Below are 24,499 nucleotides of genomic sequence, written 5' to 3' on the forward strand. Positions count from 1 at the left end.
GATCAGCAGGTCAGTTCGGGCAGCACCTGGTCGCGGTAGAAGTCGAAGAACCCGGGCAGTTCGGGGCCGATCTGCCCGACGTAGACCTCGTCGAAGCGGGCTTGCCGGTACGGGCGCAGCAGCGCGAGGTGGCCGGCCGGGTCGTCGCCGCAGCCGCCCGCCTCGGCGACCATCGCTTCGGTCACCAGTCCGGTGGCCTGCTCGAAGTGGCGGGGCGTGGGCAGGAGCTGTGCGAGCTCGCCGGGCAGGTGCTCGCAGGCCCAGAGGCGGTGCCGGGTGCGGACGGCCTCCTCGCGGTCGCGGCCCCAGCAGACCTTGGTGGCGCCGATCACGGGCCTGCCCTCACCACCGGCGACCCGGAACTTGCGGACCAGGTCGGCGTCGGCCGCGGTGGTGACGAACCCGTCGCCGATCCGGGCCGCCAGCCGGGCCGCCTTCGGCCCCGAACCGGCGACGTAGATGGGTAGTTCACCCTCGGGGGCGGTGTAGAGGCGGGCGTTGTCCACGGTGTAGTGGCGGCCGTGGTGGCTGATCATCTCGCCGGTGAACAGGGCGCGCATGACCGCGACGGCCTCGGCCAGCATCTCGGCGCGGACGTCGAAGGAGGGCCAGACCGTGCCCAGGATGTGCTCGTTCAGCGCCTCGCCGGTCCCGACGCCCAGCCGGAACCGTCCGCCGGTGAGCACGCTGGAGGTGGCCGCGGCCTGGGCGGTCACCGCCGGGTGCAGGCGGACGGTCGGACAGCTCACCAGCGTGGTCACCGGGAGCCCGGTGATCTGTGACAGCGCGCCGATCAGCGACCAGACGAACGGGCTGTTGCCCTGGGCGTCGCTCCAGGGGTGGAAGTGGTCGGACACGGCGAGCCGGGTGAAGCCCGCCTGTTCGGCCAGCCGGGCCTGTTCGAGCAGCTGGGCGGGCGTGAACTCCTCACAGGAGAGGAAGTAGCCGAACTCGGTCATGGGCCTGCTCCCGGGGTCCGGCGGGCGTCGCACCCGGCGCGCAGGGCGGGCAGCAGGCGGTCCTGTGCCCACTCGATGAAGGCGGGCTGGCTCTCGCCGCCGATCTGGACCAGGGCGACCTCGGAGAACCCGGCCGCCGTGAACGACCGGACCGCCTCGGCGACCTCCTCCACCCGGTCGCCGCACGGGATCGCCTTGGCCACGTCCTCCGGGCGGACGAAGGCGCTGGCAGCGGCGAAGCCGTCGGGCCCGGCGAGCTCGGCGTTGACCTTCCAGCCGCCGCCGAACCAGCGGAACTGCTCGTGGGCGCGGGCGACCGCCGCGTCCCGGTCGCGGTCGTAGCAGATCGGAAGCTGGCCCACCCCGGGCTTGCCGGAGCCGCCGTGCCGGGCGAAGCCCTCGATCAGCGAGCGCTTCGGCTCCACGGCGATGACGAAGTCGGCCAGCCGCCCGGCCAGGGCGCAGGAGTGCGGGCCGGAGACGGCGACACCGATGGGCGGCGGCGGGTCGGGAACGTCCCAGAGCCTGGCCGACTCGACCTCGAAGTGCTCCCCGCGACGGCTGACCGAGCCGCCGCCGAAGAGCTCGCGGATGATCTCCACGGCCTCGGCCAGCATCTCCTGCCGGACCGCAGGAACGGGCCAGCCGCCCCCGACGACGTGCTCGTTCAGGTTCTCCCCGCTGCCGAGCCCGAGCCGGAACCGCCCCTGTGACAGCAGCTGGACGGTCGCCGCCTGCTGGGCCACCACCGCCGGGTGGTACCGCATGGTCGGACAGGTCACGTACGTCATCAGCGGGATGCGGGTGGTCGCGCGGGCCGCGGCGCCGAGCACCGCCCAGGCGTTCGGCGAGTGGCCCTGGGCGTCGAGCCAGGGGAAGAAGTGGTCGGAGATCACCGAGAAGTCGAAACCCGCTCGCTCGGCGAGGACCAGGTCGTCGACCAGGCCGCGTGGTCCGCGCTGCTCGGTCATCATCGTGTAGCCGATCTGCACCATGCCCGGCGGCTGCCCGGAAGACGGCACCGGAAACGGCCTCGACGCCGGAGAAACCGGTGTGGTGCACCGGCACGCTGCGTAGCCGGGGCCGGGCCCGAAGGACCTGCGACGCAGCGGGAGCGGGGCGGTACGGGAACCCCAGGGGTCCTCGGCCGAACGGGAACCGCCCGGCGCTGTGGTCCGCTGCCTACAGGCCGGCGGGCGGGCCGGGAAGGTGCCCGGCCCGCCCGCCTGGCGGTGCGTCAGAACGGCTTGGTGGGAAGGTACTTGCCGTCCAGGGTGATGACGGCGCGCTCGCCGCCCTCGGGGTCGGCGACCTTCTTCACGTCGAGCTTGAAGTTGATCGCGCTGATGATGCCGTCGCCGAACTGCTCGTGCACCAGGGCCTTGAGGGTGGTGCCGTAGACCTGGAGCATCTCGTAGAAGCGGTAGACGGTCGGGTCGGTGGGGATGCCGCCCGGGATCGAGCCGCGGGTCGGGATCGTCTGCAGCAGCAGCACCGCGTCGTCGTCCAGGCCCAGCAGCTCGGCGACGGCCTTGGCCGCGGCCTCGGGCAGGGCGTGCTGGCCCAGCAGCGCGGCGGTGACGAAGGCGACCGACAGGCCGGTGACGTCGGCTATCTGCTGCCAGGAGAGGTCCCGGCGGGTCTTGGCCCCGACGGCCGCGATGGCCAGGTTCTGGCGGGCGGTGGGGTCGAACTGGGCGTGCACCATGGCAGAGGTGTCCTTTCGTGGGTGCCGGTCCCGGGGATCGGGCCCGGCGCGGTGACGGGTACTGCGGGACGGCCGGTGTGTGGGCGGCGGGTACTGCTCGGCGGCCGGCGCTGCGCGGGGTCGGGTCTCGCGTGGGCCGGTCCTGGCGTACCGCCGGGTCAGGTGTGCGGGCCGGGCTCGTGAGCGGTTCGGGCCCGCAAGGTCTCAGGCCGCGAGGACGGCTGCGCGGCCGGTCACGGGGTCGAGCCGCTCGACCCGTCCGGTGCCGATGTCGTAGACCCAGCCGTGCAGGTCGACCGTGTGCCGCGCCAGCGCACGGGCCACCGAGGGGTGTGTGGCCAGGTTGGCCAGCTGCGCGAGCACGTTGTCCCGGACCAGGGCGGCCACCCGGTCGGTACCCGCAGCGGCGTCGGTGGCGGTGCGGGCCAGGGCCGCCTCGGCGTGGCGCAGCCAGGCGGCCACCGCCGGTGCGCCGGTCAGGTCGTGGCCGTCGGCGAGGGCGGTCATGGCGCCGCAGGCGGAGTGCCCGCAGACGATGACGTCGCGTACGCCCAGGACGGCCACGGCGTACTCGATGCTCGCCGCGACCCCGTCGGCGCCCGGCGCGTAGGCCGGTACGAGGTTGCCCGCGGTGCGGATGACGAACAGCTCGCCCGGCTCGCGCTGGGTGATCAGTTCCGGCAGGACACGGGCGTCGGAGCAGCTGATGAACAGCGTGCCCGGGCGGTGAGTGGTGGCGAGGTGCTCGAAGAGCGGCGCCTTTGCCGGGAACACGTCCCGCTGAAAGCGCGCGAGCCCTTCCGTGAGGTCTTGCATGGTCACTCCCTTCGGTGGGTGTCCGCCCCGTGGGGCTGACGAGATCCACCATGCATGAACTGCATCTATAGTGTCTAAGAGCTACTGGCCATGGTTTCTATCGTTCTCATCTATAGTCGGATCCATGGCTCTGGAACTGCGTCATCTGCGCTACCTGCTCGCGGTGGCCGAACACGGCAACTTCACCCGCGCCGCCGAGGACCTGCGGATCTCCCAACCGACCCTGTCCCAGCAGATCAAGCAGCTGGAACGGACCGTCGGCGTGCAGCTGTTGGACCGCTCCGGACGGGCGGTGCGTCCGACCGACGCCGGCCTCGCCTACCTCCACTACGCCCGGCGCGCCCTCCAGGACCTCGCCGCCGCCGAACGTGCCGTCCACGATGTGCAGGACCTCTCCCGGGGCAGCGTTCGGCTGGCGATGACACCCACGTTCACCGCCTATCTGATCGGCCCCCTCGCCGAACTGCTGCACGCCCGTCATCCAGGAATCGCCCTGGACGTCAGGGACATGACGCAGGATCAGCTGGAGACGGCGCTGCTGGCCGACGAACTCGACCTCGGCATCGCCTTCCACCGGCCCCACCCGCCGGGGATCACCGGCACCGAGCTGTTCGCCGAGACCCTCAGCCTCGTCGTCGGCACCTGCCACCCCAGCGCCGACCGCACCGAGCCGCTACCGGTGCGCGAACTCGACCGACACCCCCTGGCCCTGCTCAGCGGCGACTTCGCCACCCGGGTCCACATCGACGCCTACCTCGCCCGGCACGGCGCGACGCCACGGATCATGGTGGAGGCCAACTCGATCAGCGCCCTCACCGAGATCGTCCAGCGCACCCCCCTCGCCACCGTGCTGCCCGACGCCATCGCGCACCACCACCCTCGGCTGCGCCCGATCCCGCTGGAGCCCGCCCTTCCGGCGCGCACGGTCACCCTGCTCCGCCGGGAGACCGCCTACCGGAGCGCTGCCGCCCGCGCGTTCACCGCGCTGACGTGCCGCTGGGCCGAGGGGCGGGACTCCCGCTGAACCCGCCGCTGCCGACCGGGCGGTGGGGCGGCGGCCGTCACTGAGTGCGCAGTCGCTCCAGGTCGCGCCGGTCGCGCTTGGTGGGCCGCCCGGTGCCCCGGTCGCGCAGGCCGACCGAGGCGGCCTCCTCGCGGGCGGGCGGCGGCGGGCTGTTGTCCACGAAGCACTCGGCGGCGACTCCCGCGCCGACCCGCTTGGCGATCACCCGCGAGACGACCACGATCCGCTCCCGGCCTTCGTGCTGGAGCCGCACCTCGTCCCCGGGCCGGACCAGCTGCGCCGGTTTGACGCGCGTGCCGTTGACGCGGACGTGCCCCGCCCGGCAGGCGGCTGCCGCCAGCGAGCGGGTCTTGGTCAGCCGGACCGACCAGATCCAGCTGTCGACGCGTACGGTTCCCTCGTCCGAAGTCATACCTCAGACCCTATGGCCTGCGCGGCGGTGCCCGGAGGTCCGGGATCGCCCCACGGCACCGGACCGCCCGGCCCTCCGCCAGTGCTGCCGATGGGAGCCCGTCAGCGGCTGAGGGCGGTACTGCCCTGCGGGCCGATGCCGCGCAGCAGGGTGTCGACCACGAGGGTCGCCAACTCGTCGACGTCGTCGGACTCGTCGGCCCGGTCGGTGCGGTCGGTGCGGTTCTGGGCGGCCTCGTGGATCAGGGCGTAGTAGACGCGGCGGGCCAGAGCAAGGTGACCGCCGACGTGGGGCGCCGGCGGCGTGTGCTCCGGGCGGTCAGCCGGCCGGTCACCGTGCGCGGAGCGGTCGGCGGTCCGGGCCGGGTTCCGTGCCGCCGGTGCGGGCGAGTCCGCTGAGGAGCCGGGCCGAGGGCCGTTACCTTTCCTTCGTGACGAACCATCAACCGGATGCCGATCCGGACGCGACCATTGCCCGCACCGCCGTCTACGAGTACCTCACCGCGCGCTCGGAGCACTGGCGGCAGCTCGCCATCGCCACCCACGACGGTGACCGGCAGGCGATCTATCACGCCGCCGAGAACCGGCTGACCCGCTGGCGCGAGCAGGGGACGCTGGACAGTTGGGTGGCCAACGACGTTCTCGAGGCCGCCAAGCAGAACGCGGCCCGCGAGCACAGCGAGGCGCTGGCCACGCCGGTCGGCAGCGCCGTGAGCGAGGCCGCGGTCCAGCGGGTGCAGGCGATCCGGCGCTGGTGCCGCGCGCAGGGCTACGTCCTGAGTGACGACGTGACCGAAGGGGAGTGAGGGCGCCGCGCGGCACGAGTTCGTCGTCCACCCGGGTAGCGGCCACGGGCGGGGGCCGGAGCCGCGGCGGTCGGTGCCCGATCGGCTGTCGATTCAGCTGTCGATCTCCCAGACGCCGGTGAAGACCTCGTCCAGTTCCTCCTGCCGGGTGGGCAGCCCGGGGAGCGGCTGGGGCGGCCCGGCGCGGAAGGAGTCGAGGACGAGGGCGAGGTAGCGGCGCCAGGCGTCGGGGTGGACCGAGGCGAAGGCGGGGACGGCGCGGCAGATCGGTCCCATCACCACCAGCAGGTCGATCGGGGTGACGTCGGTGCGCAGGGTGCCCTGCTCCTGGGCTCGGGTGACCAGGGCGGAGACGGTCCGGGTGTTGCGCTCGATGGTGTCGGCGAGCGCCTTGACGTCCGGGTTGCTCATGGTGACCAGGTCGTTGATGCCCCGGTCGGCGGCGACCAGGGCGAAGATCCGCTCGAAGTAGCGGGTCAGCGCGGTCCAGGCGTCCTCGATCCGCAGCACCTCCTCGGCGGCGTCCGCGAGTCCGGCCAGCGCCTCGGCGAACACCTCCTCGATCAGTGAGTCCCTGGTCGGGAAGCGCCGGTAGAGGGTCGCGTTGCCGACACCCGCCCGGCGCGCGATCAGGTCCAGCGGTGCGCCGAGGCCCTGTTCGGCGAACACCTCGCGGGCGGCGGCCAGCAGCAGTTCCCGGTTGCGCTGCGCGTCCCGCCGCAGTCCCGTGGACGCGGCGCCGGGCCCGGCTCCCAGGGCGGTCGACGCGGTGCCCGGCCGTCCTGCGGTCCCCTTCCGTTCTCCCCCCGCGGTGCCGGGGTGAGGTGCCTGCCTGTCGGTGTGCTCTGCCATGGCACGACCCTAACAGCATGCGGGGACTGCTCCCCGTTTACGGTAGAGTCCGACTCGGAATCGGGGAGTAGTCCCCGTTTTGATCCTGCTGTGTTCCCTCGATCGACAGGGGTGTGTGATGCCTTCAACCCGGACGGCCTCGCGCGGCGTCAGGGCCGCCGACCGGGCGGACGGCCGACTGGGGGTCTACTCCCTCGCCCGGGCCAACCTGCGCAAGATCTTCCCGGACCACTGGTCCTTCATGCTGGGCGAGATCTGCCTCTACAGCTTCGTCGTCATCATCCTCACGGGTGTGTACCTGACGCTGTTCTTCAAGCCGAGCATGGCCGAGGTGGTCTACCACGGCCCTTACGCCCCGCTCGACGGCATCAAGATGTCCGAGGCGTACGCCTCGACCATGAACATCAGTTTCGAGGTCCGCGGTGGCCTGCTGATCCGTCAGATCCACCACTGGGCCGCGCTGGTGTTCGCGGCCGCGATGTTCGTGCACATGATGCGGGTCTTCTTCACCGGGGCGTTCCGCAAGCCGCGCGAGATCAACTGGGTCTTCGGCTTCCTGCTGCTCTTCCTCGGCATGCTGGACGGCTTCTTCGGCTACTCGCTCCCAGACGACCTGCTGTCGGGCACCGGTATCCGCTTCATCGAGGGAACCGTCCTGGCACTGCCACTGATAGGCACCTATGTGCAGATGTTCCTGTTCGGCGGCGAGTTCCCCGGCACCGACATCGTGCCGCGGTTCTTCACCCTGCACGTGCTGCTGATCCCGGGCATCATGCTGGGCCTGCTGGTGGCGCACCTGATCCTGGTCTTCTACCACAAGCACACCCAGTGGGCCGGGCCCGGACGCACCGAGAAGAACGTGGTCGGCATGCCGCTGATGCCGGTCTACCTGGCCAAGGCCGGCGGGTTCTTCTTCCTGGTCTTCGGCATCGTCGTGGTCATCTCCGCGATCGCCACGATCAACCCGATCTGGGCGTACGGCCCCTACCGTCCGGACCAGGTGTCCACCGACGCCCAGCCGGACTGGTACATGGGCTTCGCCGAAGGACTGATCCGCGTCATGCCGGGCTGGGAGGTCCGGGCGCTGGGCCACACCCTCAACCTGGGCATCCTCATCCCCTTCCTGCTCTTCCCGCTGGTGCTCGGCGCCATCGCGGTCTACCCGTTCATCGAGGCGTGGATCACCCGCGACACCCGCGAGCGGCACCTGCTGGACCGGCCGCGCAACGCGCCGGTCCGGACCGCGCTCGGCGCCGCCTGGATCAGCCTCTACCTGGTCCTGCTGGCGGGCGGCGGTAACGACCTGTTCGCCACCCACCTGCACCTCTCGCTCAACGCGATCACCTACGCGGTGCGGATCGGCGCCTTCGCGGTACCGGTCGCCGTCTTCGTGGTCACCAAGCGGTGGTGCCTCGGCCTCCAGCGCCGCGACCGGGACGAGGTACTGCACGGCCGTGAGAGCGGAATCATCAAGCGTCTGCCGCACGGTGAGTTCGTCGAGGTCCACCAGTCGCTGGCAGCGGAGCAGTTGCACCGGCTGACCGTGCACGAGCAGCACCGGCCGCTCGAACTCCAGGCCCGGACCGACGGGAACGGCGTCGCACGGAAGGCCGGCCCGCTCACCCGGACCCGGGCCCGGCTGTCCGCGGCGTACTTCGGCCCTGGTGGCCAGACGGCCAAGCCCACCCCGGCCGAGTACCACGAGCCGGCCGGCGGACAGCACTCGAACACCCGCTGATCCCGGACGACTTCGAACCACCTCGGATGATCTCGGAGCTGTGACATGACGACGACAGCGCTCCACGGGGAGCCGGCCGTTCGGCGCCGGACCGCACAACTGGCGGCCCACCGGAACCTGTTGCTCACCACCGCGGACGGCACCCCGCTGACCGCCCCGACCTGGGTGGTCCCGGACGGCGCGGCGCTCGGGCTCTGGCTCCCGGCCGACAGCCCGGCCGTCCGGCAGGTGTCGCGGCGCCTGCGGGTGTTCGTCGTCCCGTGCGACGGCCACGGCAACCCGAGCGGAGCCCGGACGCCCGCCCGCGCCGCCGTCTGCGACCCGGACACCACGGCACGTTACCGGACTTCGCTGATCAACAAGTACGGCCTCACCGCCCTGCTCCGGCTGGCCCGCAGCCGCCTGCGGAGCGGTCTGGACGGCACCGTCGGCATCCGGCTCACCCTGGTCGGCCAGGAGAGCCTGCTGAGCGCCGAACCCTGGCGGCCGTCGGGCTGGTACAGCCTCAACTAGGCGCCGCCCCGGCCGATCCCGGTGGTACGGGAACCATGCGAGCAGCCCCGCCGCAGTGCAGCGGGGCTGCCCGAGCGGTTCCCGGCCGGCACCGCCCGGATTCACCATTTGGTGGGAAGCGCCCGGCGTTCTGCGCGCCGCGGGCATGACCGACCGTAGTCTCTGATAGTCAGTCAGTCGCCGTGCCCACGGGTATCTCCGGCGCGGCCCACGCCTCTTCGCGCATCGGCGCGGGTGGATGTCCTGACAGAAACGAGGTCTTCGTGTCACTGGCAGCCCCGTCCTGTGCCGTCGTGCGTTCCACCGCCCTCCCGGCCGAGGTGTCGAGCCACCGATGGCAGGGGTACAACTGCGAGTCGCGGCTGGTGCGGACGAGCGCGCCGCGCATCGCACCGGTGCTGCTGATCGGCGGCGCGTTCCAGACCAAGGAGACCTGGGGCAGGTTCGAGCGCGAGTTCCTCGAACACGCGGACGTGCTCACGGTCGATCCACCCGGCTGGGGAGCGGGCGGAGTCCTGCCCGACCGGTACGGTGCCGACTTCCTCGCCGACGCCCTGTGCCACATGCTGGCCGAGACCGGGCTGCCGCCCGCCAACATCGTCAGCGGCTCGTACGGCACCGCCATCGCCTACCGGCTGGCGCAGCGCCACCCGGAGCGGGTCCGGCGGATAGTGCTGATCGGCACCATGACGTCCATCCCCGAGCACGCCCGGATCGCGATGCGCCGGACCATGGACTTCCTGGCCGCCCGGCGGATGCAGGAGTTCGCCGAGGCGTCGGTCGAGGTGCTGATGAACGCCGACGGCGTCGCGTCCGTCACCGCCGGGGCGCGGGTGCGCCGGTTCCTGCTGCGCCGACTGCTCAACCTGGCGGCGGACGAGGTCGAGCAGACCTTCGCCAACACCCACCGCCTGCTCAAGCACGAGATGGTCGACCCGAGCCGGGCCCCGGCCGTGCCGGTCCTGGTCACCACCGGGGAGCACGACACCTTCACCACGCCGGACCTGTGCCGGGCGCTGGCCGCCACCTGCTCGGACAGCTGGTTCGCGGAGGTGGCCGACGCCGACCACATGCTGCACCTGGAGCGGACCGCCGAAGTCGCCGACCTGGCCACCCGGTTCCTGGCGGGGGAGTCCCTGGCCGGGCTCGCGTACTGCCGGAGCGTCGAGCGGATCTCCCGGCCCGGTGCGCTCCGCTGGGAGCAGCCCACCGGCCCGTAACCGGCCCGGGCCCCGGATCGTTGGCAGACGACGGTTCGTCCGGGCTCGTTCGGGTACCACCGGTTCCGTCGATCGGCAGCAGGAGGCCCACGGGAATGCGTATCCAGCTCATCACGGTGGGCACGATGGGCTCGGTCGCGCCGTACACCGGCCTCGGGCACCGGCTCGCGGACGAAGGCCACGAGGTGGAGATCGTCACCCACGCGAAGTTCGCCGAGGTGGTGGGCTGTTGCGGTCTGCGGATGCGCCCGCTGGCGGCGGACCCGTTCGAGGCGCTGATCGGGGCGCACAGCCGCCTCCAGGGCGCACAGGGCTCGCCGGACGCCCCTGGTGCGCTCCGCGCGCTGTGGTCGCTCCGGAGTGCCACCGGGCTGGCCACCCTCGGGCTCGTCGACGGAATCCTCGACGCGGTGGACCCGACCGCGGACCTGATCCTGCTGTCCACCCTCGCCGCCCCGATCGGCGCCCAGGTCGCGGAGTACCACCGGATCCCGAGCATCGGGGTCTTCCTCCAACCCGAGGTTCCCACCCGGGAGTTCGCCCCGTGCGCGACGGCCTGGCGGCCACCCGGGCGCGCCAATCTGCTGCGCGGCCGAGCGGCCAACGTCCTGCTCGACAGCTTCTACGGCGCCGCACGCCGCCGACTGCACACGCGGCTCGGACTCACCCACCGCAGCGGTCACCGACTGCGCAGCGCGCGCGAGCGGAACCGGTGGCCGATCTGGCACGGGTACAGCCCCTCCGTCGTCCCCCGCCCGGCGGACTGGCGGCCGGGGCTGCACGTGGCCGGCTACTGGTGGCCGCACGAGTGCCCGAACTGGCAACCACCCGCGCTGGTGGCCGACTTCCTCACGGCCGGACCGCCCCCGGTGCTGATCGGCTTCGGCAGCATGATGCCCGGCGACCCGCGACGGCTCGGCGAGATCGCGGCTCGCGCGCTGCGGCAGGCCGGGCTGCGCGGGATCGTCCAGTCCGGCTCGGTCGGGCTCTCGGTGGTCGACGACGACGTGATCACCGTCGGCGCCCTGCCGCACGGCTGGCTGATGCCGCGCACGGCCGCCGTGGTCCACCACGCCGGGGCCGGCACCACGGCCGCCGCCCTGCGCGCGGGCGTGCCCGCCGTGCCCGTGCCGGTGATGACCGACCAGCCCTGGTGGGCGGCCCGGCTGGTCCAACTGGGCGTCAGCCCGCAGGTCCTGCCCTGCACCGAGCTCACCGCCGGGCGCCTGGCCGAGGCCCTGGGCCGGGCGACCGGGGACGCCGGCTTCGCCAGGCGCTCGGGCGCTCTCGCCGCCCGGCTGGCGGACGAGGACGGGTCCGGCGCGGTCGCCCGCGCGGTCGCCGAACTCGCCGGCTGACCCTGCGGCCGCCGTGGCTGCCACGACCGTGACGGCTGTCGGAGCTGCTACGACATGCCAGGCCGGTCGAAGGCGTTACGGCATGCCAGGGCTGTCGCACCTGCTACGACACGCCAGGGCTGTCGTACCTGCTCCGGCTGTGACCGGCGTGCGGACAGAACTCCCGAGCCCCCCACGGACAGAGGACACCGCTGTGACATCACACGCGCCCCTGCGTACGCCCCCGACGGGCGCCCGGACGGTGAGCGACACCGCCATGCCACCGCTGGACGCCTGGTTCCACCGGCAGCAGAGCAGCGGCGCGGCCTGCATGACGGTCGGGGTCCTCGCCTGGTTCGACGGCCCGGCGCCGACACCGGCCGTCCTGCGCGAACTGGTGCGTGAACGCCTCCAGCCGTACGAACGCCTGCGTCTCAGCGCCGCCCCGACCACTGCGCCGAGCTGGCCGCACTGGCTCCTCCAGGCGGAGTTCGACCCCGAGCACCACGTCGGCTCGGAGCTCCATGCGACCACCCTGGCCGCCTCCGTCGAGGAGCTGATCGCCCGGCCCCTCGACCCGGACCGGCCACCGTGGCAGCTGCACCTGCTCCCCGCCGACCCCGGCACCTCCACCGATCCTGCCGCCTCCACCGGCGAGGGCTTCGCGCTGCTGCTCCGTGCCCACCACGCCCTGCTGGACGGGAACTCCCTGATCGCGGTGGTCCGCGCCCTGCTCGACGGTCCGACCGGACAGCCTCCGTCCTGCCCCGAATTCCCGTCCCGGCAGCGCTCCTTGGCTGCACGAGGACGCGAACTCGCCTGGTCCGTGGCGGATCTGCTGCCCCGGGCCCGCCCGCTGCCGTTCCACGGCCCCGTCGGGCCTCGGCGAGCGGTCGCCTTCAGCCGGATCGCGAGGGACGAACTCGACGGCGCCCGCGCTGCGTTGTCGCCGGAGCGGGCCTCCAGGAACGCGGTGTTCCTGGCTGCGACCGCAGGCGCGCTGCGGACCCTCGGGCTCACCGGGCGGCTGCCGCAGCTCCCCGGCGTCTGGGCGATGGTGCCCGTCGACGTACGCACCGCCGCCGAAACGTCTCTGCTGGGCAATCGCTACGCCACCGTCCGGGTGCCGCTCCCCGCGCTGCGACAGCCGCTGCAGCGGCTCGCCACCGTGCACAGCCTCACCCGGCGCGACGCACTCAAGCAACGGGCCGACGCCCAGGCCGAGTTGGTGGACCGGCAGCCGCGTCGATACACCACCTTGGGTGATGTCCTGGGCCGGTACGTCGACTCGCCCCGCTACTTCTCCGTCCTGTGCAGCAGCGGAGCGACGTACGCGGGCCGGTTCACTCTCGGCTCCGCATCCTTCGCCGCCCTCGCCGGTCTGCCGCCGCTGGGCCCCGGCCACCCGCTGGCGGTGACCATGTTCCACCACGACGCAACCACGGTGGTGACCACCGTCGCCGACCAGCACCACCGCCAGCTGGCGGCCCCACTCACCGAGCTGATCCACGAGGAGATCCGCGTCCTCGGCCGCTGACCCCGTCAGTGTCCCTGATCCGCACCGGAGTCGGCCGGATCCTCGGTGAACGGGCGCTTCCCGGCCGTGCAGTGGTAGCAGAGCTCGCCGCTCCCGTCCCGGTTGTACCACTCGTGAGTCCCGCAGTCGCCCGCGCCCTTGCCCGCGAACCCGAGCTCGACGAGAAACCAGGGCAGACGCCTGCGTATCGAGGTCCGCCACCGATACCTGCCCGCCCGAGTCATCCCCCGACCCTATCGGGGCGGTGCCGGGGGGCGAGGTCGACGTGTGTGCTCAGTGGCGCTCAGTCCTGCGCGAGCCGGGTGCGCAGGGCTTCGATGTCGGGCACGAACCAGAGTTGGGTGCCCCGGTTGCTTTCGCGGACGAAGTCCCGCAGCGCGGTGCTGGCGTCCAGGTGGTGCGAGATGTCCCCGACGATGGCGAGTCCGAGCCGGTAGTTGACGAACTTCTGGACGATGTCACCCGCGATGCGGGTACGGAGCCGGAAGAAGTCGTCCGTGAGCCGGCCGACCGGGACCGCGACCCAGTCGGCGCCGAGGCCGAACCCGTCACCGATCACATCGGTTGCGGTGCGCTCGTCGCGCAGCGGCGTGCCGTCGGACGCGCAGACGAGGACGGGCGTGGCGCCGAGGTGCTGGAGTGTGTCGGGCATGGGCTGCGTTCCTTCCGGGGAGAGCAGGAGGGTGGAGGTGCGGATGCCGGTCATTCCGGTTGCTCGAGCACGGTGTTGACGACCTTCAGCAGGTCGGCCGCGGTGTCCAGGCCGCCCAGGACGATGATCTTGAGGGCGGCCCGTTCCTCGTCGTAGACGGTCTCGACGCGCAGGCGGTCACCGGTCCCGCCGTCGTGCCGTCCCATGGCGACGGCCATGACCGTATTGGTCAGGCGGGTCGTCGCCTCGGGGCTGATCGCTTCGATCTGCACGATGGCGGACACCTCGGCATGGCGGGTCCTTCGGGCGGGCGAGGGGGCGGGAGTGCCGGTGAACGCCTCCAGGTCCTCGCGCGCGATCCGGTACTGCTTGCCGACCCGGGCCGCTTTCAGCCGCCCGTCCCGCACGTAAGTCCGGATGGTCCTGACGTGCAGTCCCAGCAGGCTCGCCACCTGGTCCACCGAGTAGTAGGGCTGCTGCACCATGCCGCGTCCATCCCGTCCTGGCCCTCGATCGAGCCGCGTAGCTACCGCATCTGTCCCCAAAGTATCACTTGATGAGGACTGATAGGGGCGTATAGGGAGTCCATTGTCTCGCTCTTGCTCGACTGAGCAAGAAGGTCTACAGTATTGCTCATGCAAGCAAGGATCAGTTCGGACGAGCAAAGCGGCGCCCCGGCGGGCCGGACCTTCACCGAGTCGGCGCGGCGGACGCAGATCGTGCAGGCCGCCATCGAGGTGATCGCGGACGTCGGCTATGCGAAGACCTCGTTCGCGAAGATCGCCAAGCAGGCCGGTCTGAGCAGCACGGGGATGATCTCGTACCACTTCAAGGGCAAGGACGACCTGATGCACGAGGTCGTCGTCGAGGTGATGCGGGTGGCCGAGGTGTACATCGTCCCCCGGATGGCGGAGGCCGACGGGTACCGGGGGCGGCTGCGCGCCTACATCGAGGCGAACGTCGAGCTGCTGGCGGCCTTCCCCAAGTACCTGCCCGCCCTCACCGAGGTGGTGACCCACCTCAAGGGGGACGATCCGCACCGGATAGGGTTCGCCGGCACCCTGAAGTCGATCATGGACGTCCAGGAGCACCAGATGCGTGCGGCCCAGCAGGCAGGGGAGTTCAGGGACTTCGACGTCCGGGTGATGGTCACGGCGCTCCGCGGTGCCATCGACGGTGTGGTCGTGCGTTCGGCGGCCGACCCCGGGCTCGACATCGCCGCCTGCGGACGCGAGTTGGCGGACATCTTCGACCTGGCCACCCGCAGCACGCCGTAGCAGCAGCCGCCCGGCCGCCCGCAGCCGGGCCAGCACTCACCAGCAAGGCCGGCACGTCCGGTAGAACCAGCAGGACCTGCAAGAACACCGGAAGCAGCACGTGCGGCAGCCAGTCCGCACACCACAGGGGGAGCACACCGTGAACCGGTTCACCAAGAACGCCCGGACCACCGACACCACGGCGGCCACCACGGGCGCACAGGGGGAGGCCATGGAGCAGACGGCCGCGCAGGCCACCGCACCGACACCCGAGCAGAAGCGGAAGGCGGCCGCCGGCCGCCGGCAGCTGATCCGGTCGCTGGTCCTCGAACTGGCGCTCCCGCTGGGCGGTTACTACCTGCTGCACGGCCTGGGCATGAGCCAGTGGGCGGCTCTGGCGATCAGCAGCCTGCTGGTGGTGCCCTGGCTGGTCTTCGGGATGGTCAAGCTCCGCCGGGTCGAGGCGATGCCGGTGTTCACGCTGATCCTGCTGTTCGTCGGCGCCCTGATGTCGATGGTCACCGGAGACCCCAGGACCCTGCTGATCAGGGACAGCTGGCTGATCGGTGTGCTGGGCCTGTGGGTGCTGGGCACGCTGGCGACCGACAAGCCGTTCATGCTCACCGCCGCACGCTCGATCGTCGCGGCGAAGATCGGCGAGGACGGCGCCCGCGAGTGGACGGGCCGCTGGAACCACGAGCCCGAGTTCCGGCGGCACATCCGGCTGCTCACCGCCGTCTGGGGAGCCGGCTTCACCCTGGACGCCGGTGTCCGGGTGGTGCTCGCCTGCACGCTTCCGGTCGACGCGGTTCCGCTGGTGAGCTCGCTGCAGTGGCTCGCCGTGCTCGGCGCGCTCTTCGCCTTCCACTACCAGTACGTCACCCGGCACGGCCTGAAGGTCTGACAGGCCGTCCGCCGCAGCCGGGAGACCATCAGGGACACGGGCAAGGAGATGGACATGGACACGGACGTCCTCGTCGTCGGAGCCGGCCCCACCGGGCTGCTGCTGGCCAACGAACTGCAACTGGCGGGCGCCGACGCCCTGGTGCTGGAGCGGCTGCCGCAACGCAGCGGCCAGTCCAAGGCGTTGAACCTCCAGCCCCGCACCGCCGAGATCCTCCAGCTGCGCGGCTGGCTGGAACCGGTACTGGACCGGGCGATGGCGACCATCCCCGGCGGGCACTTCGCCGGGCTGCCGCTGGACTACGGGGTGTTCGACACGCCCTTCCCGTACCAGGTCGGCATCCCGCAGGCCAGGGTGGAGGAGTCGCTGGAGCAGCGGCTGGCGGCGTGCGGTACCCCGGTCCGGTACGGTCACGAGCTGCTGGACATCCGGCAGGACGGCGACGGTGTGACGGCGGAGGTGGCCGGCCCGGACGGCCGACGGCAGCTGCGGGCGCGGTACCTGGTCGGGGCCGACGGCGGACGCTGCACGGTCCGCCAACTGCTGGGGGCCGCCTTCCCCGGCCGGGACGGCCGGATCTCCGCGGTGGTCGCGGACGTGCTGCTCGACGGCGGGGAGACCGCGCCCGCCGAGTGGCGGCTGCCGGACTTCGAGCCCGACGAGAACGGCGTCTCGTTCCTGCTCCCGCTCGGCGACGGCGTGTACCGTCTGCTCTTCGGCGGCCCGGCGCAGCAGGGCGTCGAGCGGTCCGTCCCGGTCGGCGAGGACGAGGTGCGCGCCGCGCTGCGCCTGCACCACGGTGACACCGTGCGGCTGCGCGAGCTGCGGTGGGCGTCCCGGTTCACCGACGCCTCCCGGCAGGTCGAGCACTACCGGGCCGGCCGGGTGCTGCTGGCCGGGGACGCCGCCCACATCCACCTCCCGGCGGGCGGCCAGGGGCTGAACCTCGGCATGCAGGACGCCTTCAACCTCGGGTGGAAGCTCGCCGCCGAGCTGCACGGCCGGGCACCGGAGCTCGTACGGTGTGGTCACGATGGTCGACGAGGGAGGCCGCCCGGGCCTGGGCTGGCAGCCCAAGGCGGTGTTCGACGCCATCGCCGAGGCCTACCGGGCCCGGTAGCGTCACCGCCGACGCGGCGCGAACCGGCGGAACCGGCAGCGGGCAGGCGGAGCGGGCGGCGGGCGGGCGGCGGAAAACCGCAGGCCCCGCCGCATCGCCCAGGGGCGCGGCGAACCCTGCGACCGGGCCCGGCACGGAAGGTGCAGGGTCGCTCGCGGAGTTCGCCGCGCCCCTGGGGCGGGCCCGGCGTCACCAGGTCACGGGCAGCTCATGGACGCCGTAGACCAGCATGTCGCTCCGGTACCTGAGGTCCTCGAACGGCACCGCCAGGCGGAGCTCCGGCAGGCGCTCCAGCAGCGTCTGCAGGGCGATCTGCAGTTCGGCGCGGGCCAGCGGCTGGCCCAGGCACTGGTGGATGCCGAAGCCGAAGGCGAGGTGGCGGCGGGCGTCCCGGGTGACGTCGAGCCGGTCGCCGCCGGTGAACACCTCCTCGTCCCAGTTGGCGGTGGAGGCCATGCACAGGACGCCGTCGCCCGCCCGGATCAGCGTGCCGTCGAGGTCCACGTCCTCCAGTGCCACCCGGGGGATGCCCAGGTGGACGATGGTCAGGTAGCGCAGCAGCTCCTCGACCGCGCCCTTGATCAGCGACGGGTCGGCGCGCAGCCGCTCGGCCTGCTCGGGGTTCTGCAGCAGTGCCAGGGTGCCGAGCGCCGTCATGTTGGCGGTCGTCTCGTGGCCGGCGACCAGCAGCAGGACGCCCATCGCGGCGGCCTCCTCCAGGGTGACCTCGCCCTTGGCGACCAGCCGGCCGAGCACGCTCTCGTCGGGCTCGCGTTGTTTGCGCCCCGCCAACTCGACCAGGTAGGAGTTGAGCGCGTGCTGCGCGGCGTCGACCTCCGCCAGCGAGGAGTTGAGCGAGAGCAGCGTCTGGCTCTGCGCCTGGAAGAACCCGTGGTCGGCGTACGGGACGCCGAGCAGCAGGCAGATCACCAGGGAGGGGACCGGCAGGGCGTACTCGCGGACCAGGTCGGCCGGCCCGCCGTGGGCGACCATGCGGTCGAGCGCCTCGTCCACGATCTGCTGGATCTGCGGCCGCATCGCCTCGACCCGCTTGATGATGAAGTCCCCGGTGAGCAAACGGCGTTGACGGGAGTGCTCGGGGTCGTCGAGGCGGATGAAGGTGGGTGTGGTCCGGTCCAGCAGTTCGCGCCGGCCGGGGGAGAGGAACGGGAATCCGGGCACGCGGGCGTCGGCGCTGAACCGGCGGTCGCCGAGCACGAATCTCGCCTGCCGGTGGCCGGTCAGCAGCCAGCACGGGCTGCCGTCCCAGAGGCTGACCCGGTTGATCGGACCGGCGCGGTGGGCCTGCTCGTAGGCGGGCGGGGGAGCGAAGGGACAGGTGCCCCGGTCGGCGGGGACGGCCAGAGCGCTGTCGGCCTCACCGTTGGCAACGGTGGTCATGCGGCTCCTTCCAGGTGCAAGGGTGCAAGGGTGCGGGGCTGCGATGGGGGACCCGGCTGGTGGTGCGTCAGGAAGGTCGGGTGGGAGAGGTGGGGAGAGGTCCGTCAGGTGTTGCTGTCGTGCACGGTGATCGCGCCGCCGGGGCAGAGTGCGGCTGCCAGCCGGACGTCGCTCTGCACTGCGGGCTCGGGGCGGTCCGTGCGGAGCCGGACGAGTCCGTCGTCGTCCCCCTGGTCGAACACCGTGGGGGCGGTCAGTACGCACTGTCCTGCACCGCAGCAGCGGTCCTGATCGATGGTCACGTGCATCTCGGGCACCTCGGGTGGGAGAGACGAAACAGTTGCCTCGGGCAACTGATTGCAATCTAACCCAAGCCCCGTCGCACACGAAGAGCTTCCCGGCAATTCGCTGCGGTTGGCCGGAATCCACCCATCGGATCCGGTCCACCGCCCTTGCGGACGGGGAGTGGCGAGCTGACGGAGAATCCGGGAGTTCGGTGGTGTCCGGACGACTCTTGTGGTCTCATACAACTAGTTGAATAACGAACCTTGCCGCCGCCCGAATCCACATTCGACGCCAACTGCCCAGCCCCGGCCACTCGTTGCCGCGGGCGGCGGATCCCGGTCGGCAGGCCGGACCGACGACATCCTCCCGACGCCCTGGAGAGACCCGAGATGGACCTGGCGAACGCCACCGACGCCGACACCTTCACCCGCAGCGCCGCCGTGGTCGCCACCGGTACCGCCACCGACTACCGTGTCGAGATCCGCGCGGGCAAGCACCCGCTGTCCGCCGACGAACCGGAGTCCGCAGGCGGCCAGGACACCGCTCCGACCCCGGTCGGCCTGCTGCTCTCCGCTGTCGGCTCGTGCACCGCGATCACCCTGCGGATGTACGCCCAGCGCAAGGGCTGGCCGCTGGAGCAGGTCCGGGTCCACGTCGCCTACGAGAAGAGCGAGCACGGCGACCGCCTCACCCGCCGCATCGACCTCAGCGGCGACCTCGACGAGGCCCAGCGCGCCCGTCTGTTGGACATCGCCGAGCGCACGCCCGTCACCCGCGCCGTCCGCGACGGCCTGCCGATCGTCCCCGCCGGAGGTGCCCGCCACTGACTCCGGCACTGACCGCGTCGGCCGGAGGGGCGGCTCGGGGGGCGACAGACGACAGACCAGGGGGAAGCTGTGACGTCGAACGGTCAGAACACATCCCGCCATCCGTACGCCGGGTACGGCTTCGACGAAGCCGGCCCGGCGTATCCGGCCCACCCGGTCTACGACTGGCGGGACTTCACCTCGGAGAGCCCCGGCCGCACCAGGGCCCGCAGACGAGCCCTGCGGACCCTGGTGAGCCTGGTCGGCGCCGTGGCCTTCACGATCACCGGGGTCGTGTTCGACTGCACCAAGGTGCACCTGTGGGTGCACTTCGCCGACGCCGACGAGGTCTCCGCGGTCGTCACCGAGGCCGAGTACGTCAAGGCCGAGTCCAGGGAGAGCCCCGCTGCGATCCGGCTCACCATCGCCACCGACGACGGCCCGGTCCAGGTGACGACCGACGATCCCGGCAGCGGGCCCGACGGCCTGTCGGCGGGAGACCGCGTCCGGGTCCTGTTCGACCCCGCGCGCCCCGGACACGCCGCCTTCCCGGACCAGCTCGACTGGAACGCCATCGCCTTCCCCGGCGGGGCGTTCACCGTGATCGGCCTCGGACTCGCCGGGCAGGAGGCCGTCCTCGCCGCCCGGCTGTTCCGCAACCGCCGCGCGGGCTGACCGGGGGCCTTCCTCCGGGGCCTCTCCGGGGCTTCTTCGAGGAGGCCCGACTACAGCGGGCGGATCATGCACACCCGAGGCCAGCGGTCGAGCCCGTGCGAGGCCTCGCGGCGACGGATCTCCCGCAGCCCGGGGGTGAGCAAGGTTTGCTCCAGCGGCCGGAAGCCGCAACGCTCGTAGTACGGCGCGTTCCAGGGGACTTGGACGAACGTGGTCAGGGTGAGCGCGGGCATCCGGCGCTCGGCGGCGTAGGCCGCGAGATGCTCCAGCAGCGCCCGCCCGATGCCCCGACGTCCGAACTCCGGGTGCACCGTGACCTGTTCGACGTGGAGGTTCCCGTCGACGGGCTCCGCGAGGACGTATGCCACCGGACGGTCGGCCGCGTCCACCGCCACCCAGGCCAGCTCGGCCCGCTGGTAGCGGGCGAGTTCGTCGACCGACGGCGGTTCGTCCTCGGCGATCTCGGGCATTCCGACCGAGCGGAAGGACTCCCCGGCCGCCCGCTCGATGTCCTGGAGCAGCGGGAGCTCGTCGATTCGGGCCATTCTGATGATCATCGGCCCATTCTGGTGCAGACCCATCCATCCGGGCCACTCGTTAACCGGCCCGCGCCGCTGCGCCGAGCACGCCGGTCACCAACCCGCTCGCTTGGCGGCGAGCTGCCCGTCCGTGGCCCATCCGAGTGGCGATAGTGGGGAGATGACCACCAGTCAGCCGGAGGAACCGGGCGGCGCCCCGCGCTGCCGCCCGTCCGCTCGCCCGTCCCGCCGCCGGGTGCTGACCGGCGCGCTCGGCGCAGCCGCGCTGGCCGCCGGGTGCAGCGAGCACGGCGCCGCACCGACCACCCCCGCCACCCCCACACCGCCCACGGCCGCCGGCGGACCGACCGGTGCATCCTCCGCCGCGCCGGCCCTGCCCGCCACCTCGGCCTGGACACCGGGTGCGGGTCAGGTGCAGCCGGACGTCAAGTTGCGTGCTGCGCAGCTCATCGAGGCACTCGGAGCCTGGCCGGACGGCGGACAGGGCGTGGCCCGGGCCCGGGACCGGATCGCACCGCTCGGCCTCGACCCCGCCCTCGCCGACCAGGCGGGCGCCCTGCTCCCGACCGCCGACCGGGCCGCGCTCCAGGTGATCGTCGCCCAGTACGGGGGCATCCTCACCGACTCGGCCAGCGTGCTGGTGGTCTGCGACCAGTGGACGCAGACGGCGGACGGCCCGGTCCTGCCGGGCGGTACGACGGTGGACGTGAGGCTGAGCGCGGCGAGTCCGCGCTGGACCGTCACCGCGCTCAACCCGGCTGCCCCCGGGCCCCCGGCGGCCGCGCTCTCGCAGCCCGCCGAGAGCGTCCTGGCGGACCGTCGGATCACCCTGCCCCCGGCGGCTGTGGCCGACATCCGCAGCGGGGCCGTGCACGACAGTGTGCTGAACGCGATGCTGGCCCTGGCCGCCGCCCACGCCTTCGCGGTGAGCGTGGTCAGATCCGGCCATCCGCTCGACGTGTTCGGCACCGCCCGCCCGAGCGACCACCCGCTCGGCCGGGCCTTCGACGTCTGGCAGATCGACGGCCGGGCCGTGGTGGACCCGGAGACGCCGCACGCCCTGGTGGACGGCTTCATGCGCGCCGCCGCAGCGGCCGGTTCCTACAACGTCGGCGGCCCCCGCCGGCTCTCCGGCGGGTCGACGCCGAACCAGTTCTTCACCGACGCCACCCACCACGACCACGTACACGTCGGCTTCCGGACCTGAACCGTCCGCGCCTACGCCGGGCAGGCCGTGCCGGACCGCCGCCACTGGACGTTCCGGTGGGACTGAACAGCCGGAGTGCGAGCGCCAGGAAGGCCGCCGAGATGTTCCTCGGCGGCCTTCCGACGGCAGTGGGCAGCGGCCCCCGGGGTCAGGGCTGCTGAAGGTGCAGCGCCTGGCCGGGGAGGATCAGGTCGGGGTTGCTGCCGATGGTGCCCTTGTTGTCCTCGTAGAGGTGCTGCCAGCCGGCGAGCTGGTGCGACTGGGCGATGGCGGAGAGGGTGTCGCCGTGCTCGACGGTGTAGGTCTGGGGCCCGGCGGTCGGGGCCGCAGGCGCGGCGGGCGCACCGGTGGAGCCCGGCGTCAACGGAGTGGTGGTCGCATCGCCGGACGCTGCGGGCGTGCCCGGAGCATGCGGCGTGGCGGTCGCGGAGCCGGCGGCGGGGGTGCCCGGTGCCTGCGTCGCGGGGGTGGACGCACCCGTCGTGGGGCTGTCGGACTGCGGCGACTGTGGGGCGGCCGGGTCCGTCGGGCTCGGCGTCACCGCGCCGGCACCCGTGCCTGTTCCCGTACCCGTACCCGTACCCGTGCTCGGAGCCGTACCGGGGGCCGAGGCCGGGGCGGTCGCGTTCATGTGCTGGATGTAGACGTCCTGGTGGATGGTCCAGTGCCAGACGCCGCCGTCCTGGTACCAGTACACGCCGTTGGCCGGGTCGTAGCCCGCTCTGCCGGGGAACGGCGGTGCGGGGGTGCCCGGAGCAGGGCTGCTGCTGTCGGCGGCGGGCGCACTCGGAGTGGGCGTGGCCGCCGGGGGAGCGGGGGTGACGCTCGGCGCGGGGGTGGGCGTGGCCGAAGGCGCCGGGGTGGGCTTGGTCTCCTTCGCGTGGGCATCGCCGGTCAGACCGGCCTCGTCTGCGCACTTGGACCAGGTGCCGGGGCCGGAGTCGGCGAGGACGCGCTCGGCCACGGTTATCTGTTGGTTCTTGGTGGCGTGGTCGGGCTCGGCGGCGAACTTGTCGCCCCCGTAGGCCACCCAGGTGCGCTGGGTCAGCCCGAGGCCGCCGTAGTGACCGTTGCCGTCATCACTGCCCCAGTTGCCGCCGGTCTCGCACTGGGCCACGGCGTCCCAGGTCTTGACGGGGGCGGCGTGCGCCCCGGCGGCGGTGAGCAGTGGAAGGGCCAGGCCCACACTCGCCACTCCGGCGGCGGCGACGGCGCGATCGGCCTGGGTGGGACGGCGGTGGCGGCCGGAACCGGAAAAGACCACGGGACGTTCCTCTCCGTACGCCTGCGAGGTGAGCTGTCGGGTTCGGACCGGGAGGTGGCCCGGCCGCGCGGGTGCGCGGCTTCACCCCAAGCCGTTGGGGGCGGCAACTAACCTGGGTCCCCCGCTCCTGCCCAGGGGTTTGCTCGGTGTCCCGGAACGCGTGGTGGGCAGGACTCGGCGTACTGCGTCCGGGAGCCCGCAAAAGCGGACTGGGGGGAGACTAGAGGGATCATCACCTCGATAACAAGCCCGCATCCGGAACATCACACAAAAATCACGACACCCGTCCAGCGCGTCGCCGCAGCCCGCGCCGGCGGTTGCTGCCGGCCTCCTGCCGTGCCGGGTGTCCGGCGCAAGGCAGTTGGCGCGCCAGGGGGTGCGGGGAACCGTACGGTCGCCCGCGCGCCCCGAAGCATGTCGCTCGTCCGCCCTTCAGGAACCCCCCTGCAGAGCACCCTGCACGAACAATCCGCTCCTACATGAGCACCCCGCCACCGTCCACGGTCGCCGTCGTGCCCGTGGTGAAGGTCTGGCGCATCAGCGAGACGTACACCTGCGCGACGTCCGACGGTTCGCAGACCCGGCCGAGCGGGGTCGCGGCGGCCGTGCTCTCGTAGAGGCGCTCACGGTCGGCCTCCGGCATCGACGCCCACAGCGGGGAGCGGACCACGCCGGGGGCGACCGCGTTGACCCGGATCGGTGCCAGTTCGAGGGCCAGCGCGCGGACCGATGCCTCGACCGCACCGCAGATGCCGGCCGCCACCGCCCACCCCGGGCCCGGCCGGGCCCCGGCCGTCCCACTGGTGAGCACCACCGAGCCGGACGGACGCAGGTGGGGCACGGCGGCGCCGACGGCGGCCGGTGCGCCGAAGTACCGCAGGCCGAAGAACTCCTGGGCCCGCGCGACATCCAGGGCTTCGAGGCCCATCAGGGTCAGCGGCTCGCCCGCCGTGAACACCAGGTGGTCGAACGTGCCGATCCGGCCGAGGAGTTCGCGGACCTGGGCCGGATCGGCGAGGTCCGCGCTCTCCCCCCGGGTGCCGGCCGGCAGTTCGGCCAGTGCGCGCCGGCCGCACGGCCGTCACCATCGACGACCTCGCCGGTGAACGGCTCCTGCAGGACCCGTACGCCGTGCCCGAATGGCCGACCGGCAGCGGACGGACAACCGACCGGCGGACCACCGACCGGCGGGCCGCCCACGGTCCGGGTGCCCGTCCCGGCGCCCGGACCGTGGAGGAGAAGCTCGAACAGGTCGCCGCAGCGGGCGGCGTGGTGATCCTGCCGCGCTCGACCGCGCTCGCCTACCCCCGTCCCGACATCGTCCGCCTCCCGGTCACCGGCATCGGCCCCCATCAGGTCTGCCTCGCCTGGCTCGGGGCACGCAGCTCACTGCTGATCGAGGAGGTCGCCGACATCGCCGTCGGGTGCGAGGCCGGCCGGGGAGCGTCCCGGACAGTGCACGGCTGAGC

General features: G+C 72.5%; 27 protein-coding genes and 1 riboswitch. Of the genes, 14 read left to right on the plus strand and 13 right to left on the minus strand.

Going from position 1 to position 24,499, the window contains the following annotated elements; translation table 11 throughout:
• Positions 1-2 precede the first annotated feature (2 nt).
• The 4 genes from UK12_RS04810 to UK12_RS04825 form a co-directional block, all read right to left on the minus strand.
• Positions 3-959, minus strand: a complete 957-nt coding sequence (locus tag UK12_RS04810) for a TIGR03557 family F420-dependent LLM class oxidoreductase (RefSeq protein ID WP_045299853.1) — start codon at positions 957-959, stop codon at positions 3-5.
• The gene (locus UK12_RS04815; RefSeq protein WP_197084573.1) at positions 956-1,951 is read right to left on the minus strand and encodes an LLM class F420-dependent oxidoreductase; all 996 of its coding nucleotides are present in this window, start codon (positions 1,949-1,951) and stop codon (positions 956-958) included. Before UK12_RS04815 ends, UK12_RS04810 begins: the two co-directional genes overlap by 4 nt.
• Positions 1,952-2,196: 245 nt before the next feature.
• Complete coding sequence (gene cynS / locus UK12_RS04820) at positions 2,197-2,667, minus strand: cyanase (RefSeq protein WP_045299857.1); 471 nt, start codon at positions 2,665-2,667, stop codon at positions 2,197-2,199.
• Between the two features lie 204 nt (positions 2,668-2,871).
• Positions 2,872-3,483 carry a carbonic anhydrase gene (locus UK12_RS04825; protein WP_045299858.1) on the minus strand — a complete coding sequence of 204 codons (612 nt, stop codon included), beginning with the start codon at positions 3,481-3,483 and terminating at the stop codon, positions 2,872-2,874.
• 124 nt (positions 3,484-3,607) lie between these two features.
• Between UK12_RS04825 and cynR the strand changes: the two genes are divergently transcribed.
• On the plus strand, positions 3,608-4,507 hold the full coding sequence (gene cynR / locus UK12_RS04830) for a transcriptional regulator CynR (RefSeq protein ID WP_045299860.1): 900 nt from the start codon (positions 3,608-3,610) through the stop codon (positions 4,505-4,507).
• A 37-nt stretch (positions 4,508-4,544) separates the two neighbouring features.
• Here the strand turns inward: cynR and UK12_RS04835 are convergent, their stop codons facing one another.
• A complete protein-coding gene (locus tag UK12_RS04835; RefSeq protein ID WP_045299863.1) occupies positions 4,545-4,919 on the minus strand; it encodes an RNA-binding S4 domain-containing protein in 375 nt (124 codons plus the stop codon).
• Positions 4,920-5,349: 430 nt separating this feature from the next.
• Between UK12_RS04835 and UK12_RS04840 the strand changes: the two genes are divergently transcribed.
• A complete protein-coding gene (locus tag UK12_RS04840; RefSeq protein ID WP_045299865.1) occupies positions 5,350-5,724 on the plus strand; it encodes a hypothetical protein in 375 nt (124 codons plus the stop codon).
• Positions 5,725-5,817: 93 nt separating this feature from the next.
• On the opposite strand, the gene UK12_RS04845 is transcribed toward UK12_RS04840, so the two are convergent.
• Positions 5,818-6,576, minus strand: coding sequence for a TetR/AcrR family transcriptional regulator (locus tag UK12_RS04845; protein WP_082119306.1), 759 nt, complete (start codon positions 6,574-6,576; stop codon positions 5,818-5,820).
• Between the two features lie 118 nt (positions 6,577-6,694).
• Here UK12_RS04845 and qcrB point away from each other — a divergent pair, with 118 nt between their 5' ends.
• From qcrB to UK12_RS04870, 5 genes are all read left to right on the plus strand, one after another.
• Positions 6,695-8,314 carry a cytochrome bc1 complex cytochrome b subunit gene (gene qcrB, locus UK12_RS04850; RefSeq protein WP_045299867.1) on the plus strand — a complete coding sequence of 540 codons (1,620 nt, stop codon included), beginning with the start codon at positions 6,695-6,697 and terminating at the stop codon, positions 8,312-8,314.
• A 45-nt stretch (positions 8,315-8,359) separates the two neighbouring features.
• Positions 8,360-8,827 carry a hypothetical protein gene (locus tag UK12_RS04855; protein ID WP_045299869.1) on the plus strand — a complete coding sequence of 156 codons (468 nt, stop codon included), beginning with the start codon at positions 8,360-8,362 and terminating at the stop codon, positions 8,825-8,827.
• A gap of 263 nt (positions 8,828-9,090) precedes the next feature.
• Positions 9,091-10,047 carry an alpha/beta fold hydrolase gene (locus UK12_RS04860; RefSeq protein ID WP_052681543.1) on the plus strand — a complete coding sequence of 319 codons (957 nt, stop codon included), beginning with the start codon at positions 9,091-9,093 and terminating at the stop codon, positions 10,045-10,047.
• 95 nt (positions 10,048-10,142) lie between these two features.
• On the plus strand, positions 10,143-11,405 hold the full coding sequence (locus UK12_RS04865; protein WP_045299871.1) for a glycosyltransferase: 1,263 nt from the start codon (positions 10,143-10,145) through the stop codon (positions 11,403-11,405).
• A 193-nt stretch (positions 11,406-11,598) separates the two neighbouring features.
• The gene (locus tag UK12_RS04870) at positions 11,599-12,921 is read left to right on the plus strand and encodes a wax ester/triacylglycerol synthase domain-containing protein (protein ID WP_197084567.1); all 1,323 of its coding nucleotides are present in this window, start codon (positions 11,599-11,601) and stop codon (positions 12,919-12,921) included.
• 283 nt (positions 12,922-13,204) lie between these two features.
• On the opposite strand, the gene UK12_RS04880 is transcribed toward UK12_RS04870, so the two are convergent.
• Together UK12_RS04880 and UK12_RS04885 are read right to left on the minus strand one after the other, a co-directional pair.
• Positions 13,205-13,573: a DUF4180 domain-containing protein gene (locus UK12_RS04880; RefSeq protein ID WP_045299968.1), complete on the minus strand. Its 369-nt coding sequence runs from the start codon at positions 13,571-13,573 to the stop codon at positions 13,205-13,207.
• A gap of 50 nt (positions 13,574-13,623) precedes the next feature.
• Positions 13,624-14,058 carry a helix-turn-helix domain-containing protein gene (locus tag UK12_RS04885; RefSeq protein ID WP_197084568.1) on the minus strand — a complete coding sequence of 145 codons (435 nt, stop codon included), beginning with the start codon at positions 14,056-14,058 and terminating at the stop codon, positions 13,624-13,626.
• 150 nt (positions 14,059-14,208) lie between these two features.
• Here UK12_RS04885 and UK12_RS04890 point away from each other — a divergent pair, with 150 nt between their 5' ends.
• The 3 genes from UK12_RS04890 (at position 14,209) to UK12_RS04900 (ending at position 17,101) form a co-directional block, all read left to right on the plus strand.
• Positions 14,209-14,850 (plus strand): TetR/AcrR family transcriptional regulator, encoded by a 642-nt coding sequence (locus tag UK12_RS04890; protein ID WP_045299878.1) that lies wholly within the window; start codon positions 14,209-14,211, stop codon positions 14,848-14,850.
• A 139-nt stretch (positions 14,851-14,989) separates the two neighbouring features.
• On the plus strand, positions 14,990-15,733 hold the full coding sequence (locus UK12_RS04895) for a VC0807 family protein (RefSeq protein WP_197084569.1): 744 nt from the start codon (positions 14,990-14,992) through the stop codon (positions 15,731-15,733).
• 54 nt (positions 15,734-15,787) lie between these two features.
• Positions 15,788-17,101 (plus strand): FAD-dependent monooxygenase, encoded by a 1,314-nt coding sequence (locus UK12_RS04900; RefSeq protein ID WP_052681545.1) that lies wholly within the window; start codon positions 15,788-15,790, stop codon positions 17,099-17,101.
• Here UK12_RS04900 and UK12_RS04905 read toward each other — a convergent pair.
• Entirely contained in the window at positions 17,043-18,254 is a 1,212-nt protein-coding gene (locus UK12_RS04905) for a cytochrome P450 (RefSeq protein ID WP_045299880.1), read from the minus strand. The two genes, UK12_RS04900 and UK12_RS04905, sit on opposite strands and share 59 nt — an antisense overlap.
• Positions 18,255-18,358: 104 nt before the next feature.
• Positions 18,359-18,562, minus strand: coding sequence for a ferredoxin (locus UK12_RS04910; protein ID WP_045299882.1), 204 nt, complete (start codon positions 18,560-18,562; stop codon positions 18,359-18,361).
• 366 nt (positions 18,563-18,928) lie between these two features.
• On the opposite strand from UK12_RS04910, the gene UK12_RS04915 reads away from it, so the two are divergent.
• Positions 18,929-19,366, plus strand: coding sequence for an OsmC family protein (locus UK12_RS04915; protein ID WP_082119310.1), 438 nt, complete (start codon positions 18,929-18,931; stop codon positions 19,364-19,366).
• A 69-nt stretch (positions 19,367-19,435) separates the two neighbouring features.
• The gene (locus UK12_RS04920) at positions 19,436-20,020 is read left to right on the plus strand and encodes a DUF3592 domain-containing protein (protein ID WP_045299884.1); all 585 of its coding nucleotides are present in this window, start codon (positions 19,436-19,438) and stop codon (positions 20,018-20,020) included.
• Positions 20,021-20,070: 50 nt separating this feature from the next.
• Here the strand turns inward: UK12_RS04920 and UK12_RS04925 are convergent, their stop codons facing one another.
• A complete protein-coding gene (locus UK12_RS04925) occupies positions 20,071-20,574 on the minus strand; it encodes a GNAT family N-acetyltransferase (protein ID WP_197084575.1) in 504 nt (167 codons plus the stop codon).
• A gap of 145 nt (positions 20,575-20,719) precedes the next feature.
• Here UK12_RS04925 and UK12_RS04930 point away from each other — a divergent pair, with 145 nt between their 5' ends.
• The gene (locus UK12_RS04930; protein ID WP_045299886.1) at positions 20,720-21,766 is read left to right on the plus strand and encodes a hypothetical protein; all 1,047 of its coding nucleotides are present in this window, start codon (positions 20,720-20,722) and stop codon (positions 21,764-21,766) included.
• A gap of 148 nt (positions 21,767-21,914) precedes the next feature.
• Here the strand turns inward: UK12_RS04930 and UK12_RS44300 are convergent, their stop codons facing one another.
• Together UK12_RS44300 and UK12_RS04940 are read right to left on the minus strand one after the other, a co-directional pair.
• Entirely contained in the window at positions 21,915-23,030 is a 1,116-nt protein-coding gene (locus tag UK12_RS44300; RefSeq protein WP_045299888.1) for a LysM peptidoglycan-binding domain-containing protein, read from the minus strand.
• 4 nt (positions 23,031-23,034) lie between these two features.
• Positions 23,035-23,189, minus strand: a riboswitch (cyclic di-AMP (ydaO/yuaA leader).
• A gap of 316 nt (positions 23,190-23,505) precedes the next feature.
• Complete coding sequence (locus UK12_RS04940; protein WP_045299890.1) at positions 23,506-24,090, minus strand: SDR family oxidoreductase; 585 nt, start codon at positions 24,088-24,090, stop codon at positions 23,506-23,508.
• Here UK12_RS04940 and UK12_RS04945 point away from each other — a divergent pair.
• A complete protein-coding gene (locus tag UK12_RS04945) occupies positions 24,090-24,497 on the plus strand; it encodes a hypothetical protein (protein ID WP_052681548.1) in 408 nt (135 codons plus the stop codon). The genes UK12_RS04940 and UK12_RS04945 overlap by 1 nt on opposite strands.
• Positions 24,498-24,499: the final 2 nt, after the last annotated feature.

Origin of the sequence: Saccharothrix sp. ST-888 (genome assembly GCF_000955975.1) — a bacterium.
Lineage (GTDB): Bacteria > Actinomycetota > Actinomycetes > Streptomycetales > Streptomycetaceae > Kitasatospora.

Excerpts from the sequence above, each read along its gene's own strand:
- UK12_RS04810 (WP_045299853.1), bottom strand. The coding sequence starts at position 959 with ATGACCGAGTTCGGCTACTTCCTCTCCTGTGAGGAGTTCACGCCCGCC.
- cynS (WP_045299857.1), bottom strand. The coding sequence starts at position 2,667 with ATGGTGCACGCCCAGTTCGACCCCACCGCCCGCCAGAACCTGGCCATC.
- UK12_RS04825 (WP_045299858.1), bottom strand. The coding sequence starts at position 3,483 with ATGCAAGACCTCACGGAAGGGCTCGCGCGCTTTCAGCGGGACGTGTTC.
- cynR (WP_045299860.1), top strand. The coding sequence starts at position 3,608 with ATGGCTCTGGAACTGCGTCATCTGCGCTACCTGCTCGCGGTGGCCGAA.
- UK12_RS04835 (WP_045299863.1), bottom strand. The coding sequence starts at position 4,919 with ATGACTTCGGACGAGGGAACCGTACGCGTCGACAGCTGGATCTGGTCG.
- UK12_RS04845 (WP_082119306.1), bottom strand. The coding sequence starts at position 6,576 with ATGGCAGAGCACACCGACAGGCAGGCACCTCACCCCGGCACCGCGGGG.
- qcrB (WP_045299867.1), top strand. The coding sequence starts at position 6,695 with ATGCCTTCAACCCGGACGGCCTCGCGCGGCGTCAGGGCCGCCGACCGG.
- UK12_RS04855 (WP_045299869.1), top strand. The coding sequence starts at position 8,360 with ATGACGACGACAGCGCTCCACGGGGAGCCGGCCGTTCGGCGCCGGACC.
- UK12_RS04865 (WP_045299871.1), top strand. The coding sequence starts at position 10,143 with ATGCGTATCCAGCTCATCACGGTGGGCACGATGGGCTCGGTCGCGCCG.
- UK12_RS04880 (WP_045299968.1), bottom strand. The coding sequence starts at position 13,573 with ATGCCCGACACACTCCAGCACCTCGGCGCCACGCCCGTCCTCGTCTGC.
- UK12_RS04885 (WP_197084568.1), bottom strand. The coding sequence starts at position 14,058 with ATGGTGCAGCAGCCCTACTACTCGGTGGACCAGGTGGCGAGCCTGCTG.
- UK12_RS04890 (WP_045299878.1), top strand. The coding sequence starts at position 14,209 with ATGCAAGCAAGGATCAGTTCGGACGAGCAAAGCGGCGCCCCGGCGGGC.
- UK12_RS04900 (WP_052681545.1), top strand. The coding sequence starts at position 15,788 with ATGGACACGGACGTCCTCGTCGTCGGAGCCGGCCCCACCGGGCTGCTG.
- UK12_RS04905 (WP_045299880.1), bottom strand. The coding sequence starts at position 18,254 with ATGACCACCGTTGCCAACGGTGAGGCCGACAGCGCTCTGGCCGTCCCC.
- UK12_RS04910 (WP_045299882.1), bottom strand. The coding sequence starts at position 18,562 with ATGCACGTGACCATCGATCAGGACCGCTGCTGCGGTGCAGGACAGTGC.
- UK12_RS04915 (WP_082119310.1), top strand. The coding sequence starts at position 18,929 with ATGGACCTGGCGAACGCCACCGACGCCGACACCTTCACCCGCAGCGCC.
- UK12_RS04930 (WP_045299886.1), top strand. The coding sequence starts at position 20,720 with ATGACCACCAGTCAGCCGGAGGAACCGGGCGGCGCCCCGCGCTGCCGC.